Annotated in this window: 17 protein-coding genes and 3 pseudogenes; 8 read left to right on the plus strand and 12 right to left on the minus strand. The window is 48.0% G+C overall.

Annotated elements, in window-relative coordinates:
• Nucleotides 1-8: 8 nt before the first annotated feature.
• On the plus strand, nucleotides 9-218 hold the full coding sequence (locus AR383_RS13995; protein ID WP_055733690.1) for a hypothetical protein: 210 nt from the start codon (nucleotides 9-11) through the stop codon (nucleotides 216-218).
• On the opposite strand, the gene menE is transcribed toward AR383_RS13995, so the two are convergent.
• The 10 genes and pseudogenes from menE to AR383_RS14045 form a co-directional block, all read right to left on the minus strand.
• A complete protein-coding gene (gene menE, locus AR383_RS14000) occupies nucleotides 188-1591 on the minus strand; it encodes an o-succinylbenzoate--CoA ligase (protein ID WP_055733691.1) in 1404 nt (467 codons plus the stop codon). The two genes, AR383_RS13995 and menE, sit on opposite strands and share 31 nt — an antisense overlap.
• A 72-nt stretch (nucleotides 1592-1663) precedes the next feature.
• A complete protein-coding gene (locus tag AR383_RS14005) occupies nucleotides 1664-2227 on the minus strand; it encodes a HupE/UreJ family protein (protein WP_055733692.1) in 564 nt (187 codons plus the stop codon).
• A gap of 24 nt (nucleotides 2228-2251) precedes the next feature.
• Nucleotides 2252-2887, minus strand: a complete 636-nt coding sequence (ureG, locus tag AR383_RS14010) for an urease accessory protein UreG (protein ID WP_198150154.1) — start codon at nucleotides 2885-2887, stop codon at nucleotides 2252-2254.
• Nucleotides 2888-2911: 24 nt separating this feature from the next.
• Nucleotides 2912-3571 (minus strand): urease accessory protein UreF, encoded by a 660-nt coding sequence (locus AR383_RS14015; RefSeq protein WP_188407580.1) that lies wholly within the window; start codon nucleotides 3569-3571, stop codon nucleotides 2912-2914.
• A gap of 8 nt (nucleotides 3572-3579) precedes the next feature.
• The gene (gene ureE, locus AR383_RS14020) at nucleotides 3580-4026 is read right to left on the minus strand and encodes an urease accessory protein UreE (protein ID WP_055733695.1); all 447 of its coding nucleotides are present in this window, start codon (nucleotides 4024-4026) and stop codon (nucleotides 3580-3582) included.
• 11 nt (nucleotides 4027-4037) lie between these two features.
• Nucleotides 4038-5743: pseudogene (ureC, locus tag AR383_RS14025) on the minus strand (urease subunit alpha).
• Nucleotides 5740-6063: an urease subunit beta gene (locus AR383_RS14030; RefSeq protein ID WP_055733696.1), complete on the minus strand. Its 324-nt coding sequence runs from the start codon at nucleotides 6061-6063 to the stop codon at nucleotides 5740-5742. The pseudogene ureC and the gene AR383_RS14030 overlap by 4 nt, the downstream one beginning before the upstream one ends.
• A 22-nt stretch (nucleotides 6064-6085) precedes the next feature.
• Complete coding sequence (ureA, locus tag AR383_RS14035; RefSeq protein WP_055733697.1) at nucleotides 6086-6388, minus strand: urease subunit gamma; 303 nt, start codon at nucleotides 6386-6388, stop codon at nucleotides 6086-6088.
• A gap of 23 nt (nucleotides 6389-6411) precedes the next feature.
• Nucleotides 6412-7056, minus strand: a complete 645-nt coding sequence (locus tag AR383_RS14040; protein WP_055733698.1) for an urease accessory protein UreD — start codon at nucleotides 7054-7056, stop codon at nucleotides 6412-6414.
• 20 nt (nucleotides 7057-7076) lie between these two features.
• Nucleotides 7077-7295 (minus strand): urease accessory UreD/UreH family protein, encoded by a 219-nt coding sequence (locus tag AR383_RS14045; RefSeq protein ID WP_055733699.1) that lies wholly within the window; start codon nucleotides 7293-7295, stop codon nucleotides 7077-7079.
• A 384-nt stretch (nucleotides 7296-7679) separates the two neighbouring features.
• On the opposite strand from AR383_RS14045, the gene urtA reads away from it, so the two are divergent.
• The 6 genes and pseudogenes from urtA (at nucleotide 7680) to AR383_RS14080 (ending at nucleotide 14502) form a co-directional block, all read left to right on the plus strand.
• Nucleotides 7680-8975, plus strand: a complete 1296-nt coding sequence (gene urtA, locus AR383_RS14055) for an urea ABC transporter substrate-binding protein (protein WP_055733701.1) — start codon at nucleotides 7680-7682, stop codon at nucleotides 8973-8975.
• A 109-nt stretch (nucleotides 8976-9084) separates the two neighbouring features.
• Nucleotides 9085-10695 (plus strand): urea ABC transporter permease subunit UrtB, encoded by a 1611-nt coding sequence (gene urtB, locus AR383_RS14060; protein WP_055733702.1) that lies wholly within the window; start codon nucleotides 9085-9087, stop codon nucleotides 10693-10695.
• A gap of 3 nt (nucleotides 10696-10698) precedes the next feature.
• Entirely contained in the window at nucleotides 10699-11904 is a 1206-nt protein-coding gene (gene urtC / locus AR383_RS14065; protein ID WP_055733703.1) for an urea ABC transporter permease subunit UrtC, read from the plus strand.
• A complete protein-coding gene (gene urtD / locus AR383_RS14070) occupies nucleotides 11897-12655 on the plus strand; it encodes an urea ABC transporter ATP-binding protein UrtD (protein ID WP_055733704.1) in 759 nt (252 codons plus the stop codon). The genes urtC and urtD overlap by 8 nt, the downstream gene beginning before the upstream one ends.
• Nucleotides 12656-12663: 8 nt before the next feature.
• Nucleotides 12664-13359 (plus strand): urea ABC transporter ATP-binding subunit UrtE, encoded by a 696-nt coding sequence (gene urtE, locus AR383_RS14075; protein ID WP_055733705.1) that lies wholly within the window; start codon nucleotides 12664-12666, stop codon nucleotides 13357-13359.
• A 109-nt stretch (nucleotides 13360-13468) separates the two neighbouring features.
• Nucleotides 13469-14502 (plus strand): annotated as a pseudogene (locus AR383_RS14080) (IS110 family RNA-guided transposase).
• A gap of 259 nt (nucleotides 14503-14761) precedes the next feature.
• On the opposite strand, the gene AR383_RS14085 reads toward AR383_RS14080, so the two are convergent.
• Together AR383_RS14085 and AR383_RS14090 are read right to left on the minus strand one after the other, a co-directional pair.
• Nucleotides 14762-15913 (minus strand): lipase family protein, encoded by a 1152-nt coding sequence (locus AR383_RS14085; protein ID WP_055733706.1) that lies wholly within the window; start codon nucleotides 15911-15913, stop codon nucleotides 14762-14764.
• Between the two features lie 10 nt (nucleotides 15914-15923).
• Nucleotides 15924-16556, minus strand: a complete 633-nt coding sequence (locus AR383_RS14090; protein ID WP_055733707.1) for a DUF6795 domain-containing protein — start codon at nucleotides 16554-16556, stop codon at nucleotides 15924-15926.
• Between the two features lie 320 nt (nucleotides 16557-16876).
• Here AR383_RS14090 and AR383_RS14095 point away from each other — a divergent pair.
• A pseudogene (locus tag AR383_RS14095) lies at nucleotides 16877-17910 on the plus strand (IS110 family RNA-guided transposase).
• The last annotated feature ends 156 nt before the right edge of the window (nucleotides 17911-18066 follow it).

Genomic DNA, 18066 nt, shown 5'->3' on the forward strand with positions numbered 1-18066 from the left:
GAGTGCTTATGATAAATAGCAATGATTTCGCAAAAACCGGCTTGCTAAACCGTTATTTGGCAGAACGAGAACAGTATTTTAAGGGAGCATGTTGTTTTGTTCCTGATTCCCATGAAGATCTGCAACAACAGCAGCAAAGTGCCTTACAACACGCCTATCAACAATCTTGGATTAGTATTTCAGAGTTTCAACATTGGTCACAGCAGCTCGGCTTATGATTAGCCAGCTTGCTTAGCTCGCTTCTTGAGGGTTTCAGCGAGAGCTGCTGAGGTAGTTCATAATAGGCGATCGGTAATTTGATCGCCGCTAAACGCTCACGTAAAAATGTTTCTAGTTGCTCCGTCTTAAATGAGGTTGCGTAACGAATAAAGGCCACCGGTCGCTGACCATATTCTGGACTATGTTGAGCCACCACAATGGCTTGAGCAATTGAAGGGTATTGCAGCAAGGCCCATTCTATTTCTTCTGGCTGAATATTTTCACCGGCGCAAATAAACATGTTATTGCTGCGGCCCTGTATCGTTAGCTGGGCGCCGTTAATTGTCCCTAAATCACCACTGTTAAACCAGCCCTCGGCGTCGCAGGGCAGAATGGCCTCGCCATTTTGCCAATAGCCTAAGCACAAGGTTTGGCCACGTAAATAAATCTCACCCCGATGGATCTTGGCGCGACGATGCGGTAGCAGCTGATAGGCGCTTTGTTCGAGGCGGTGACGGCGGGTGGCAATTTGTGAGCTCATCTCACTGCTGCCATAAGAGCTGTATACCTCAAAGCCCCGACTCAGCGCTTGTTCGATAAGGTTATCGTTGCAGGCCGCGCCACCGACTAGAATGTGTTTTAGCTGCAAACAGTGAGCCCAAAATTTTTGTTCGGTCAGCAAGCGGTACAACTGGGTTGGCACCAATGATACATGACTGGCTTGGTTACTGTTTAAATCAGCAAATAGCTGGCCTTTATTTTGCGCCACTACAATTTGCGCCCCCGCTAACAAACAGCGCCAGACAATGGCTTGCCCGCCAATATGGTAAAGCGGTAGCGACAATAGCCACTGGTCTTGGTCATCGAGCGGGATCATCGCTTGTGAACCCAGAGCGCTGTAGTAGTGGTTACGCCAGCAATGTACCACCGCTTTGGCTGGGCCGCTGCTACCCGAGGTAAATACCACGCTCATTGGCCGTTCACTGTCTAGGGCTATGGGCTGGTGGCTCAGCGCCAAATGAGGGTCGAAATTAATTCGTCGAGGTCCCTCTAACTTGAGTTCAGAATCGCTCCAATAGAATTGGCAATCAAGCTGCTCGCTTAATTGCTGCAATTGGCTGAGCGGGTGATGGTGATTGATTGGGCAAAATAAATAACCCAAATGTAAGCTGCAGAGTTGCAATAGCAGTATTGGCAGCGGATCAGCAGAAAAGCAACATAGTCGGCTGCCCTTGGTAAGCCCTTGTTGTTGTAACTGGGCGGCGGTGGACGCGACCATGTTATAGAGCTGTTGATAGCTAAATTGCTGCCCATCAATGCTTAAGGCAATATGTTTCGGCCTTAGTTGGCATTGCTGGAAAAGTGGCTGTTGTGAGAGAGGTATCGCTGTCATGGCGGCATTATGCCGTAGTTTCCTAAATTTGTCGCCGCCGCAAAGGGCTTTGCGGCGGCGACCGTATCTGGCTTAAGCGATTAGTGCGCTAAGACCGAAGGCACCCGCTACACCAGCAATGGCACGAGTGAATTTTTCGCCGTATTGGCTGCGCTGTAGTTGTTTACCAATGAAGTAACCACTACAGATTAGCGCTACTGAGCTGCTGATGAAGCCAGCAAAGAACAGTTTAAGATCGGCCGCTGCCGGTACTTCGTTGCCGTGGGCAGCACCGTGTAAGGCCGCCACTAAACACACGACTAGGCTAGCGATGCCAGCCGAGCGCGGCAGTACTTTGGCTACCAATACCGCCATCACTAATAGCGAGATAGCTAAACCAGTTTCTAACATCGGTGGCACAAAGCCCATGTTGGCTACGATGGCTGCCAATACCAAAGCGAATAAACTCTGGGCTAGGCTCAGCTTTAACTTGCCGCTCTGACTGGCAAGTAGACCAATTAAGCTTAAAGCGATTAGGTGATCTAAGCCGGTAAGTGGATGCAATAAGCCGTCGCTTAGTCCGTGGTGATGACCTTCGTGAGCGAAGCTGGGTAAGCTGATTAATAGGCCAGCGGCCAGAGCGAGTAGTCTTTTCATGATCAATATCCTTATAAAAATAGATTAGTTAGCGGTGGTGGCTGCTTCTTCGAGCATGCCTTGTTCAATAATAAAGTTGATGATGTCTTGTAAGCCTTCGTTGGTTTTTAGATTACTGAAGACAAAAGGACGCTCACCGCGCATTTTCTTGGCATCGCGATCCATCACCTCTAGGGAGGCGCCCACATGAGGAGCAAGATCGGTTTTGTTGATGATCAATAAGTCTGATTTAGTGATGCCGGGGCCACCCTTACGGGGGATCTTGTCGCCAGCACTCACATCGATCACATACAGCGTTAAGTCGCTAAGCTCTGGGCTAAAGGTGGCGCTAAGGTTGTCACCGCCACTTTCCACTAATACTAAGTCTAAGCCCTGATGGCGACGATTTAGCTCGGCAATTGCGGCTAGGTTCATCGAGGCATCTTCGCGAATGGCGGTATGCGGACAGCCACCGGTTTCAACGCCTAGAATACGATCTTCAGCTAGGGCGTTATTACGCAACAAAAACTGGGCATCTTCCTTGGTATAAATATCGTTGGTGACCACGGCTAGGTTGAAGCGATCTTTTAGCTCGCGGCAAAGGGCGGTGAGTAGGGCAGTTTTGCCTGAGCCCACTGGACCACCAACACCAACACGTAAAGTTTGTTTTATGCTCATCATTGTTCCTCTTATCTGCAGCTGCTCTTAAGAGCGGAACAGCCGACAATACTGGGTTTCATGTAGGGCGCTAGCCAAGCTCAAGGCTGGTAGCGACCCGCTTATATTTTCAAAAGGCAAGGCCAAACCTGCTTGGCGCGCTCGTGGTAGCAGCGGCAGTAATTGGCTGAGTAGCTGTTGGCAGGCGGTTTGCCCCAAAGGCAGGGTTTTACCGGCTACCGCTAACTGGTTCTCTAGCCAAGTCCACAGATAACCATCGGCTAACTCTGGCAGCGTTATTTGCCAATGCACACCAGCCAAGGCAAACATGCTGGTCCAGCTCATGGCTTCATCGCTCAGAGGCGCGGTGATGCCTTCATCCAGCTGGCTTAGCAAGGTGCGTAGCGCATTGCCCATTTGAATGTCTTCAAGTTCTAACTCGTGAGTTTCTCGGCTGGCGATCAGTTCCAGATTTAAGCTTTCAAATTTAGCAAAATCTTGCTCTGAGCAAGCCTCGTATAAGGCCGCCAGCATTGGAATGTCCAAGCAGGCGAGGCCCGCTTGTAATACCCCAGCAATCCACGTTTTTAGTTCTTTGGGATTGTTTACCCAGTTGTTTTCTATGGCGTACTCCAAGCCCTGCGAATAGGCAAAGCCGCCCACCGGTAAGCTGGGGCTAACCAGTCGCATTAACTGTAATTGCGCCATACTACTCATTAGTGACTATGCCCCGGTAAATGGCTGTGGTAAGCACCGGTTTCTGGGTCGAAGGGCGCTTGATGCTGTTCAACCCGCAGGCCATACAGTTCCACTAAGTCTTGCAGTACGTGATCCGGTTGAAAGCGTACCCAGCCCTCACCAATTTGCAGTGGCGTATGGCGGTTACCTAAGTGGTAACAGACCTTGGCAAACATCAAGGGATCATCACTGTAGGCGGTGGTTACTTGCTCATCGGCGCTTTTAATTTCTACCACTTCGCCGTTTTCAGCTTCTAGCAATTGGCCATTTTGTAGCACTTGGCCGCGCTCTAAAAAGAAACCAATGTCTTGTTGGGCTTCGGTTTGTGCCTTAATCCGCGCTTTTTTACGCAGTTCATAGCTCAACACCACCTGATGATGAATAGGCCCATGGTAATGATGGAGGGTTTGATACACCTTTAACATTCATTCTCTCCTTAAAATAAAAAGTAGCGCTGAGCCAGCGGTAGCTCGGCAGCCGGTTCACACTCTAACAATTGGCCGTCGGCGCGCACTTCATAGGTTTGCGAATCGACTTCCATATGCGGTTGATAATGGTTGTGCACCATGTCTTGCTTTCTGATGTTACGGGTATTTTTACAGGCCACTAAACGGCTGCTTAAACCCAAGCTTTCATCAATTTTGGCGTCAATGGCCGCTTGGCAAACAAAGGTCACTCGCGTTTCGCTCATGGCCTTGCCGTAGGCGCCAAACATGGGGCGGTAGTGTACTGGCTGGGGAGTGGGGATTGAGGCGTTTGGATCGCCCATCGGCGCGGCTGCAATTACACCACCTTTAATAATCAGTGAGGGCTTGGCGCCAAAGAAGGCCGGTTTCCACAATACCAAGTCGGCCAGTTTGCCTACTTCGATAGAACCCACTTCATGGGCGATACCGTGAGTGATTGCCGGGTTAATGGTGTATTTGGCGATGTAGCGTTTAGCACGGAAGTTATCGCAGCCGATTTCCTGGTCTTCGGGTAATAGGCCACGTTGTACCTTCATCTTGTGCGCAGTTTGCCAAGTACGAGTAATCACCTCGCCCACCCGGCCCATGGCTTGGGAGTCGGATGCAATCATCGAGAAGGCACCTAAGTCGTGCAGAATGTCTTCGGCGGCGATGGTTTCTTTGCGGATCCGCGAATCGGCAAAGGCCACATCTTCGGGAATGGCCGGATCGAGGTGGTGACATACCATCAGCATGTCCAAGTGCTCATCTACGGTATTTATCGTATAGGGGCGGGTTGGGTTGGTCGATGACGGCAATACGTTGTCTAAACCACAGGCGGTAATGATGTCGGGGGCATGGCCGCCACCGGCACCTTCGGTATGGTAAGTATGGATAACGCGGTCTTTAAAGGCGGCAATGGTGTCTTCCACAAAGCCGGATTCGTTCAGGGTGTCGGTATGGATCGCCACCTGCACGTCGTATTTTTCGGCCACCGTTAAACAGTTGTCGATGGACATGGGAGTGGTGCCCCAGTCTTCGTGTAGCTTCAAGCCCATGGCGCCTGCTACCAATTGCTCTTCTAGCGGGCGTGGCAGGCTGGCATTACCCTTACCCAAGAAACCTAAGTTCATCGGAAAACTGTCGGCCGCTTGTAACATTTTGCCTAAGTGGAAAGGCCCCGGTGTACAAGTCGTCGCATTGGTGCCGGTGGCAGGCCCGGTGCCGCCGCCTAGCATGGTGGTGGTGCCCGACATTAAAGCTTCTTCAATTTGCTGAGGGCAAATATAGTGAATGTGTGAGTCGATACCCCAGCGGTGACAATTTGACCTTCACCAGCGATGACTTCGGTGCCCGCGCCAATTTCAATATCAATGTCGTCTTGAATGTCGGGGTTACCCGCTTTACCAATGGCTTGAATGCGCCCTTCTTTTAATGCGATATCGGCTTTAACAATGCCCCAGTGGTCGAGGATCAGGGCGTTGGTAATCACCGTATCCGGCACCATGTTACAACCAGCTTGGCTTTGCCCCATGCCATCACGAATTACCTTACCGCCGCCAAATTTTACTTCGCTGCCGTACTGGGCGTAGTCTTTTTCTACTTGAATGATCAGTTCGGTATCGCCAAGGCGTACCTTATCGCCAACGGTGGGGCCAAACATTTCGGCATAGGCGCGTTTATCCATCTTACTCATGCTTGTTCCTCATCTTCTAGGTGACCCATTACTTCGCCTCTAAAGCCATAGACTTCGCGTCTGCCGCTTAGTGCAACCAGCTCGACTTGGCGGCTTTGGCCGGGTTCAAAACGTACCGCAGTGCCGGCGGCGATGTTAAGGCGAAAGCCGCGAGCGGCTTGGCGGTCAAAATGCAAGGCCGGATTGGTTTCGGCAAAGTGGTAGTGAGAGCCTACCTGTACCGGACGGTCTCCGCTGTTGGCCACATCGATGGTGATGGTGGCTAAACCGACATTTAGCTCGATTTCGCCATCCTCAATAATCAGTTCTCCAGGTGTCATATTCTGTTCCTCTGTACTGGGCCTAAGGGATCGGGTTATGCACGGTGACAAGCTTGGTGCCATCGGGGAAGGTGGCTTCAACTTGTACTTCATGAACCATCTCGGCGATGCCATCCATCACATCGTCACGACTTAGCAGGGTGCGGCCCCAGCTCATTAATTCGGCAACACTGCGTCCTTCGCGAGCGCCTTCTACGATGCTGGCTGACAGATAAGCCACCGTTTCTGGGTAGTTGAGCTTTAAGCCTTTTTGTTTGCGTCGCTCGGCGACGAGGAAGGCGGTAAACAACAATAGCTTGTCTTTTTCTCTTGGGGTTAATTCCATATTGGCCTCGTGATCGGTTTAAATTAGGTATTCCAAATGCGTGGGGCTACTGCTTTCAAGCCCAAGGTACAGGGGCGAATAATGGCCCATGCTTGTTCAAACTGTTTTCTTACTTGCTCGGCGTTATTACCCAGATAACGCAATACCAGTAAACCTCTGAGTAAACTTAAGCCCAATTGTGGGCAGTCCAATTGGCTACGCAGGCTTTCCAGTAGTTGTTTTTGCTGGGCTTCGCTAAGTTGGTCAACGGTGGCCAGCATGCAGGCGTATACCGATTGCCCGGCTAAGGCCGCAGGGTTGTTGGCAGTCACGGCATTGTCGATACGGGTATTTTCGATCAGTAGTGGACGCTGCTCGCGATACACTTTAATCGATTGCAATAATTCGCCATGCTCAAATTCTTCGTCGCTGGCTTGGCGGCCTAGACAGGTGATTTCCCAAGCAATGAGCTGGGCATTGCCTTGCAACATGAAATGGCTGTCTAAACGCCCTTGCGCACCGTTAAACACGATGGTTTCTGGCGGTAGCCATTCTAAGCTGCTGTTATTTTCTAGGTGAAAGCGTTGCTGCTGGGCTTGTTGTTGGCGGGCCAAGTTAGAGCGATAAAGTTTGCCCGAGGCGGGGGTGGTGAGCACCACTTTACTGCCCTCTAAACACTCTACGTTCATTAGTAGCTGGTCTCCAGCCACTAAGCCCCCGGTGGATGCAGCAAATAAACATGGCAGCAGTCTGGTGCTTCCAGCTCTGGGTGAAAAGGGCGTTGAACCCGCAGTGGGCCAAAACTGCGATTTAAGCTTAAGCGGGTTTTGTTGGCGATGGGGGCAAAGCCTAGCTCGAGCTTGGCTAACCAACCTTGCTTAATGGGGGCATCCTGCGCTGAAGGCGTTATTTGAGTCTGTTGGCTCACACTGATCCTTGTAAGAAGCTAGGGTTTAAATTTATTGCATTATTAACAGCAAAAAACAAACCAGTTTTGGCAATCTATCCTACATGCCTGTTTCTAGGTACCTTTTGATGAAACGTTTGTTACATAGCGATCTATCATGGTGCGCTTGCTTTATATTGGTGCATTGTCTTGGGGGTTATTTATTCACCTCTTATTTTGGTGCATCTTTTTGGGGCAAACGCTCGGCCACTGTGCATTTTGTGAAGCCTTTATTTTTCTCTACGTTATTTAACGTATTGTTTTTTCGTTGTTTTATTTGTTTGGCATGGTCAATGCTGTAGTTAGTTCAGCACTGCATGAGGTATCGCATGCTTTAAAAAGACTATAAAAATAGGAAACAGCACAATGACACAACAAAGCAAATGGAAAAAGCTCGCTACTGTCGCCAGTGGCGTTGCGCTAGCCTTCTCTCTTAATGCAGCTCAAGCAGCAGAAACCATTAAAGTAGGCGTATTGCACTCTTTATCTGGCACCATGGCCATCAGTGAAACCACACTGAAAGATACCGTATTAATGATGATTGAAGAGCAAAACAAAAAGGGTGGTTTATTAGGTAAGAAATTGGAGCCGGTGGTAGTTGACCCTGCGTCAAACTGGCCATTGTTTGCCGAAAAAGCCCGTGAATTGCTCGACAAAGAAAAAGTGGATGTGATTTTTGGTTGCTGGACTTCAGTATCACGTAAGTCGGTATTACCGGTAGTTGAAGAGCTAAATGGCATGTTGTTCTACCCAGTTCAATACGAGGGTGAGGAAAGCTCTAAAAACGTATTCTACACCGGTGCTGCGCCAAACCAACAAGCCATTCCGGCGGTGGATTACTTGATGAATGAAGAAGGTGTAGAGCGTTGGGTATTAGCTGGTACTGACTATGTTTACCCACGTACCACCAACAAGATCCTTGAAGCTTACCTAAAAGCGAAAGGGGTAAAAGAAGCTGACATCATGATCAACTACACCCCATTTGGTCACTCTGACTGGCAAACCATTGTTTCTGATGTGAAGAAATTTGGTAGCACGGGTAAGAAAACCGCCGTTGTTTCAACTATTAACGGTGATGCCAACGTACCTTTCTATAAAGAGCTAGCCAACCAAGGCATCTCTGCTGAAGACATTCCTGTTGTTGCGTTCTCAGTGGGTGAAGAAGAACTATCTGGTTTTGATACCGCACCACTAGTGGGTCACTTAGCTGCATGGAACTACTTCCAAAGCGCCGATAGCGAAGCCAACGAAGCCTTCATCGAAGCTTGGAAAGCCTACACTGGCGATGACAAACGAGTGACTAACGACCCAATGGAAGCTACTTACATCGGTTTCAAGATGTGGGCTGAAGCGGTAGAAAAAGCCGGTACAACCGACACTGACGAAGTACGTGATGCAATGTATGGCATTGTGGTACCTAACCTAACTGGCGGTTACGCAGTAATGAACACCAACCACCACCTCACTAAACCAGTTCTGATTGGTGAAATCCAAGCTGATGGTCAATTCGACATCGTTTGGCAAACCATGGGTGGCGTAATTGGTGATGCTTGGACTGACCACCTAGAAGAATCTGCCACCATCGTAGCCGATTGGACTGCGCCCATTAAGTGCGGCAACTTCAACATTAAAACGGGTCAATGTTCAGGTCAAAACTACTAGTTTAGTTCGCGCACCTCACAAAGTGCCCTAGGGCACGCCTTTAAAAAGGCGCGACTGACAGAGTTAGCCGCGCCTTTTGTACAACATCAATTAAAAAGTAGGGATTGTTTTGAGCATATACATATCTCGTCTTTCACACTTGTGGCTAAGCGCTTTGCTACTGTTAATCGCATTACCCGCTGCGGCAAGTGATTGGAACCAGGTCGTACAGGCCTTCGCCAGCGCTAAAAATAATAATCAAAAAGAAGTGCTAATCGAACAGCTCATCGACATCGATGATGAGCGTAATCAACTCATTTTTCAAAGTTTACTCGACGCCAACTTGTATTATCGAAAATCCGACCGACTGGTGGTAGTGGCCATAGAGAAAGACGGCCAATATCAACTCAGTTCGGTGCTTGACGGTAGTGAACTCGGCGCTGTTAGCAAATCTAAAATTAGAAAAATCACAGTCAACAACAGCATTCGTCGTCAGCTGCGCAGTGGCTTAGCACAAATTAGTTTAAGTGCTGCCGATCCAGCGGAGCGCATTGCCGCAGTACGCTCGTTAATGAATGAAGCAGACGAAAGCTTCATGCCGATGATAGAAAAGCGCTTGGTGGCGGAGTCAGATAAGGCGGTGATTGCCAAGCTAAAAGAAATGCAGGCGATCATTGTGTTGCAAAACGGTGAGCCGCAAGCGCGTATCGCCGCGGCTCAGCTGTTGTCAGGGCAATTGGACCAAGCCTCCAGAAACGTACTCAATCAACAGCAGGCCAAAGAGCAAGACCCACAAGTGCTGGCCGCGATTGATAAAGCGGTAGCCACTAACCAACAGTTGGTGCAAATTAATGGTATAGCCGAGAATATCTACTTTGGTTTGAGCCTTGGCGCAGTATTGCTGCTGGCTGCCGTCGGTTTGGCGATTACCTTTGGGGTAATGGGCGTGATTAACATGGCCCACGGTGAAATGATCATGTTGGGGGCCTATACCACCTACGTGATTCAGCAGCTAATGCCCAACAGTATTGAATGGTCACTATTAGTGGCAGTACCAGCCGCCTTTGTGGTATCTGGTTTAGTGGGGGTACTGATTGAGCGTGGCATTATTCGCTTCTTATATGGCCGCCCATTAGAAACGCTATTGGCCACCTTTGGCTTAAGCCTGATCTTACAACAAGCGGTGCGCAGTATCTTTGGCCCTCTAAACCAAGCGGTAATTACCCCGCAGTGGATGAGTGGCTCCTTAGAAATTAATGGCGTGCTGTCGCTAACCTACAACCGTCTTTACATCATCGTCTTTAGTTTCTTGGTGGTGGCACTGTTGTGGACGATTTTACGTAAGACCTTCTTTGGTTTGCAGATGCGCGCCGTAACCCAAAACCGCGCCATGGCTAACTCCATGGGCATTCGCTCTAGCTGGGTGGATGCCATGACCTTTGGTTTAGGTTCGGGCATTGCCGGCATTGCGGGTGTGGCCTTAAGCCAGTTAACCAACGTTGGGCCAAACCTTGGCCAGAACTACATCATCGATTCCTTCATGGTGGTGGTATTTGGCGGCGTGGGTAACTTGTTTGGCACGGTGATTGGCGCCTTAACTCTAGGGGTCGCTAACAAACTAGCAGAACCCTTTACTGGCGCGGTATTAGCCAAAATTCTGGTATTGGTATTCATCATTCTATTCATTCAAAAACGTCCCCGCGGCTTGTTCGCCTTAAAAGGCCGTACGGTGGAGGATTAAGTCATGCCAAAGTCTCTATTAGTTAGATTTTTAGTTAAAGACAAAGTAGGCAATACGATGTTGCTGGCTTTGTTAGTTTCAGCCATCTTAGTGCCCTTGATGAGTTTGGCGCTAAGCCCGGAGAATCCTCTACACTTGAGCTCTTACTGGGTCACTCTGCTAGGCAAGTACCTGTGTTATGCCTTGCTAGCGGTAGCGGTGGATTTAGTCTGGGGTTATTGCGGCATTCTTAGCTTGGGCCACGGGGCCTTCTTTGCTCTGGGCGGTTATGCCATGGGCATGTACTTGATGCGCCAGATTGGTGACCGTGGGGTATATGCTAACCCTGAATTGCCCGACTTCATGGTGTTCCTCGATTGGTCAGAATTACCTTGGTATTGGCTAGGCTTTGATATGTTCCCCTTTGCCATGTTAATGGTGTTTTTAGCGCCGGGTATTTTAGCCTTTGTGTTTGGTTACTTGGCCTTCCGCTCTCGCGTTACCGGGGTGTACCTATCAATTATTACTCAGGCACTAACTTACGCCTTAATGCTGGCCTTCTTCCGTAACGACATGGGCTTTGGCGGTAACAATGGTTTGACCGACTTTAAAGACATACTTGGCTTTAACTTACAGGCCGATTCCACTCGTGCAGTGTTGTTTGCCTTAAGTGCCTTGGCGCTAGCGGGCGCGTACATTCTATGCCGCTGGATCGTGAATTCTAAGTTGGGGCGCGTATTGATTGCGGTGCGTGATAGCGAAAGCCGCACGCGTTTCATCGGTTATCGTGTCGAGCGCTTCAAGCTGTTTGTATTTGTGGTATCGGCAATGCTAGCCGGTGTTGCTGGAGCCTTATATGTACCGCAAGTGGGCATTATTAACCCGGGCGAATTTGCGCCACTTAACTCCATTGAAAGCATTGTGTGGGTGGCCGTAGGTGGTCGCGGTACGTTGTTTGGGGCGATCTTCGGGGCACTATTGGTGAACTTTGGTAAGTCTTGGTTTACTGGGGTATTCCCTGAACTGTGGCTGTTCTTCTTAGGCGCTTTGTTTGTGATTACTACGCTGTGGCTACCTAAAGGGGTGGTGGGTTTGTATGGCAGCATCAAGGCTAAACGCCAAGAGCGTGCAGCTATGGCGGCGCAGCCGACTTCGTCAGCTTCGTCAGAGCCTAGTTCGTCTTCATCTCAGTCTGAACCTTCAGCCAAAGGAGCGGTAAACAATGCGTAGTGTACATATTCCACAAGACACCATTCTCTATGTGGATGGTGTAACTAAGAGCTTCGATGGCTTCAAGGCGCTCAATAGTTTGTCATTGATTCTAGAACCGGGGCAAATGCGCGCCATTATTGGCCCCAACGGAGCCGGTAAAACTACCATGATGGACGTGATTACCGGTAAATTACGCCCCGATGAAGGCACGGTATTTTTCAAAAACGATATCGATCTGACCCAACACGATGAAGCGGAAATTGCCAACATCGGTATTGGTCGCAAGTTTCAAAAGCCCTCGGTGATAGAAAATCTCACGGTGTTTGAAAACTTAGAGCTGGCTTTGGCTGGTCGGCGCGGGGTTTTTGAGTCTCTGATTCACAAGCTCAGCTCTAGCGACAATAAGAAGATTGGCGATACCCTTGCGTTAATCCGCTTGGCCGACAAACAAGACTGGTTGGCTGGCGCGTTGTCGCATGGGCAAAAACAGTGGTTAGAGATAGGCATGCTGATCATGCAAGAGCCGCAGCTGCTACTGATTGACGAGCCCGCAGCGGGCATGACCGACGAAGAAACCGCACTCACCGCCGAGTTATTTAAAGAGCTGGCGAAGAAGCATTCGCTGGTGGTGGTAGAGCACGATATGGATTTTGTTAAAGCGCTAGATTGCCCAGTAACGGTGTTGCATGAAGGTTCGGTATTGGCTCAGGGTAGCCTAGAACAGGTGCAACAAAATCAACAAGTTATTGAAGTTTACTTAGGGCGCTAGGAGGCAAAATGTTAGAACTTTCTCAAGTTGATAGTTATTACGGCGCCAGCCAAGCCCTTTACAACGTGGATTTAAGTGCTGAGCCGGGCAAGATTAGCTGTGTATTGGGGCGTAATGGGGTGGGCAAAACCACCTTATTAAAAGCGCTCGCAGGGCAGCAAAGCATTAGTGCTGGTAGCATCATGTTTAATGGTAAAGACATTAGCAAGATGTCGGCGGCGCAGCGGGCTAAACAGGGCATTGCTATAGTGCCGCAGGGGCGGGAAATTTTTGGTCAGTTAACCGTATTGGAAAACCTAAAAACCGGTTTTTCGGTGCTGCCTAAGTCGGAGCGCTTTATTCCCGATGAGATCTTTCGTTTGTTCCCGGTACTCAAGCAAATGCTCAGTCGCCGCGGCGGCGATTTATCGGGTGGTCAGCAGCAACAGCTGGCAATCGCCCGCGCCTTAATTATGCGCCCTAAGCTATTGATGCTGGACGAACCAACCGAAGGTATTCAACCCTCGATTATCAAAGACATTCAAAAGGTATTAGCCTTGCTACGCGACCGTGGCGAGATGGCGATAGTGCTGGTGGAGCAATATTTTGATTTTGCAGTGGCCTTGGCCGACCATTACACCGTATTAGATCGCGGCAACGTGGTGTTGCAAGGCAGCAAAGCCGAGGTGGATGAAGCCGACGTGAAGCGCTGGATGAGTGTTTAATCGCACTTATTTTCACTGGTAAAAGCCGCTCTAAGGAGCGGTTTAATTAGATGGTCCGCCTCACCTCTAAGCTAGTCTTAGAGTTTGGCAAACAAAGAGGCGAACCATCATGTCTACAATTAAAGTTCTTGGTATCGATTTAGGCAAATCATCTTTTCACGTGATAGGCCGTGATTATTCTGATAACCAAGTTATCCGTAAAAAGTTTTCTCGTTCAGCATTAGTCCACTATCTTCACCAATTAAAGCCTGCACCATTGCTTTCGAAGCTTGTGGCGGTGCGCATTGGCTTGGCAGGCAATGTGAGTTGATGGGACATAAAGTCAGATTAATCCCTCCGCAATATGTAAAGCCCTTTGTTAAAAGTAATAAGAATGACTTCATTGATGCAGAGGCCATATGTGAAGCATCAATAAGACCTAATATGCGCTTTGTCAGCGTAAAGTCAGAAGAAGCTCAAGTTATTTCAGCAATTCATAAGGCGAGACACGGCTATATCAAAGACCGAACGGCCTGCATGTCCCGCATCGGTTCATTACTGCTGGAGTTTGGTATTGCTCTTCCTACAGGCCATAGCGTGATGAAGCAACTGTTCAACTGGCTTGCTCAGCAAAGGCAGGTGCTGCCAATGTTACTCATGCAAGAGCTAATGGAGCTGCATGAGTATTACCTGTTTCTCAATGGCAACATTGAGAAACAAGATAAAAAGCTAAAGCAACTGGTTGAAACGAACTCGATAGGTCAACTCCTGAAAACCATACCGGGTATTGGAGATATGACAGCAAGTCTTTGTCTTGCCAACATCAGCAGTGCTACTGATTTTAAAAACGGTAGAAACATGGCAGCGTGGTTAGGACTTATTCCAGCGCAATACTCAACAGGTGGTAAGCCCAAATTATTAGGAATAAGTAAGCGAGGTAACAAAGCACTTCGAACCTTGTTTATTCATGCCGCCAGAGCCGTGATGTCGAGGCCGGATAAGACAGGTAAGGTTTATGGGGAGTGGCTGATAAACTTGCGAGCGACTAAGCCATTTAATGTTGTCACCGTTGCATTGGCTAACAAGCTTGCCCGAATAGCCTGGGCAGTCATGAAGACGAAACAAGCATTTAACAGTAAGGCGTTAGCACCGAGTTTGCAATGAGAATAGAGATGACGAAAACGGTAGAACCACTGGATTAAAACCTGACATAAAAAACAGCTTATAAAAGCTTTCGGCTTTTTTGAGGATAATCCAGCGCGGAACTCATCGTGGAGCAGGTGGCGAGAGCGCCTAATTAGACTCCGAATACATTAGCGCATAACCAACCCCGTTATCGAAAATTATTATCATTGCAATAACGAGGCGGACCATACATTTTTATGGCTGGATTTGCGCTCACTCGGATAAACGAAGCCAAATATTATTGCTGTTTTAAGGCTTGTCTTGCCGCTGCATAAATGCGGGCAATAGTAATGTTAAATACCCAGCGAATGAACTGCTCGGTGTATTTAATGGCGTAGTTCGCGCCCTTGCCGGCATAAACCAGCATACAGCCGAGTAGACCTTTAACTCGGTCTTGAAGCTCTGCGTTCATTTTGGCAATAGTGGCAACCGATTTCGCCATCACATCGTAAACGGTACCAATTGCGGCTCCTGATGCTTGTAAGGCTCCAACGGTCGCGGCGAAACCGCCATCAACTAATAGGGTCACGATAGCTGCGGCAATTTTATCTGCCCAGCCAGCGGAGTAGGTAGTATGTATACGGTGTTGATAATTAAGTACGACTCGTTTGCGTAGGTTAGCCACGGTTTGACTGTAAACATTATCCCAAGATTGTTGATTGGCTGTATTGATATAGCCTGGCCCGGTAATCATTGAATGAGCGGATAAGCGAATATCTTGGGTTCGCTCTAATAAATATTCTGCCCCGGTAATTGGTGCGTGATAAAAAGGCCAGACTGGAATTTTAGGGACAGGATCTGCGCCATGGATACAGCGAAATATTTTATCAACTCTGCCGGTGGTTTTTGTCGCGAAACCGTTTAACCCTACTCGCGGAGCGCCAAAAGTATATAAATAGACTTTGCCTTTAAATTCAGGGCTTGCTTTAATCCAATCTGCGGTTAAGCCAGCCAAGGCTCCTCCTAAGCTGTGCCCAATACAATGAATTATGCTGTTACCACTTGTTTTAGCTTGGCGTAAGTAGCTTGCTAACTCAGGTTTAAACGATGAGAAGCTTCGTTGAAAACCTATATGTACGCTGCTGCCACTGTCGCTACCGGTAGTGTGAGAGCTGATATTGGTAAGACCGTCTGCAGCGTTAGCCGTACCACGAATAGCGATAACATGATCGTTTTTGTATTGTTGACTTTTCCCCTTGCCTAGCAGCACAAAACCCGTTTGCTTACGCCAAAATAGACCGCCGGAGGTGCCTTGAATAACATCATTTGAGTTAAAGCTAAAATGTTTGCTTACAGCTCTGGGAATATCAATTGGCGAGCTTATTGTTTGTTCAACAGAGTATGCTGTTTCTGCTATACGAGAAGCTATTTGAGGCGAAATGGCTGACATAGGTAGGTCTCTAATTGGCTAAATGTTTGAGATCACTAAATGAAGATATTAAATCATCACCGTAATAAGCTACGTTTAAGTGGTCTGGGTAATAGCAAATGGATGACACGATTTGCATTCTGACTTCAGAAAAAGCGCTTGTATCAATCTCATAGTGAATCTCTTTATTGGTTAGTTCTCCATTAAGATTGATGAGCATCATGGCGACCGGCGTGGCAAGAGGAAGCCAAGGACTTGAACTTCTCCAAAGTTGGTACTTTTTTTCATTCTTTTCATGGTAAACAGCCAAGTGAACCATAGCGTTCTGCCCAAAAATATCTTTTGGATAACGAGACTTAATGATTATTTCAGGAAAGGAAAACTCACCATTTACATTCGTTTGCGTGTAATCCAGTTGTTCTTCTCCTTTTCTGTAGCCTTCATAAGCAAAGCGGCGAGTAATGGTTACATTGGCCAATGGTTCTCCATTCTCAGTTAAACGCCCTTTTATCTCGGGTGACATTTCCACATCTTGCTTAATAATGCCTATACCGAACACGGCTTGTACCTCCTGATGTTGAATAATCATGAAAACAAGGATAATCAGCGTGATTAGCCAAGCCGATTTTTTAGTTATGAGCTTACGAATAAGTATTGGGTTCATTCCAAGCAATGCACTTCCGATGTGATGAATAGTTGGATGATAAGTGAGCAAGCATGCTATTTTATAGTGTCTTTTTTGTCAATAGCGGATGAGCAGTTGATAGTTGGGGCCTTTTTGAGCGGCAGTCACTTTTCATTGCGGCAACGTGGTGTTGCAAGGCAGCAAAGCCGAGGTGGATGAAGCCGACGTGAAGCGCTGGATGAGTGTTTAATCGCACTTATTTTCACTGGTAAAAGCCGCTCTAAGGAGCGGTTTAATTAGATGGTCCGCCTCACCTCTAAGCTAGTCTTAGAGTTTGGCAAACAAAGAGGCGAACCATCATGTCTACAATTAAAGTTCTTGGTATCGATTTAGGCAAATCATCTTTTCACGTGATAGGCCGTGATTATTCTGATAACCAAGTTATCCGTAAAAAGTTTTCTCGTTCAGCATTAGTCCACTATCTTCACCAATTAAAGCCTGCACCATTGCTTTCGAAGCTTGTGGCGGTGCGCATTGGCTTGGCAGGCAATGTGAGTTGATGGGACATAAAGTCAGATTAATCCCTCCGCAATATGTAAAGCCCTTTGTTAAAAGTAATAAGAATGACTTCATTGATGCAGAGGCCATATGTGAAGCATCAATAAGACCTAATATGCGCTTTGTCAGCGTAAAGTCAGAAGAAGCTCAAGTTATTTCAGCAATTCATAAGGCGAGACACGGCTATATCAAAGACCGAACGGCCTGCATGTCCCGCATCGGTTCATTACTGCTGGAGTTTGGTATTGCTCTTCCTACAGGCCATAGCGTGATGAAGCAACTGTTCAACTGGCTTGCTCAGCAAAGGCAGGTGCTGCCAATGTTACTCATGCAAGAGCTAATGGAGCTGCATGAGTATTACCTGTTTCTCAATGGCAACATTGAGAAACAAGATAAAAAGCTAAAGCAACTGGTTGAAACGAACTCGATAGGTCAACTCCTGAAAACCATACCGGGTATTGGAGATATGACAGCAAGTCTTTGTCTTGCCAACATCAGCAGTGCTACTGATTTTAAAAACGGTAGAAACATGGCAGCGTGGTTAGGACTTATTCCAGCGCAATACTCAACAGGTGGTAAGCCCAAATTATTAGGAATAAGTAAGCGAGGTAACAAAGCACTTCGAACCTTGTTTATTCATGCCGCCAGAGCCGTGATGTCGAGGCCGGATAAGACAGGTAAGGTTTATGGGGAGTGGCTGATAAACTTGCGAGCGACTAAGCCATTTAATGTTGTCACCGTTGCATTGGCTAACAAGCTTGCCCGAATAGCCTGGGCAGTCATGAAGACGAAACAAGCATTTAACAGTAAGGCGTTAGCACCGAGTTTGCAATGAGAATAGAGATGACGAAAACGGTAGAACCACTGGATTAAAACCTGACATAAAAAACAGCTTATAAAAGCTTTCGGCTTTTTTGAGGATAATCCAGCGCGGAACTCATCGTGGAGCAGGTGGCGAGAGCGCCTAATTAGACTCCGAATACATTAGCGC

The sequence above is a fragment of the Agarivorans gilvus genome (assembly GCF_001420915.1).
In the GTDB taxonomy this organism is placed as follows: domain Bacteria; phylum Pseudomonadota; class Gammaproteobacteria; order Enterobacterales; family Celerinatantimonadaceae; genus Agarivorans; species Agarivorans gilvus.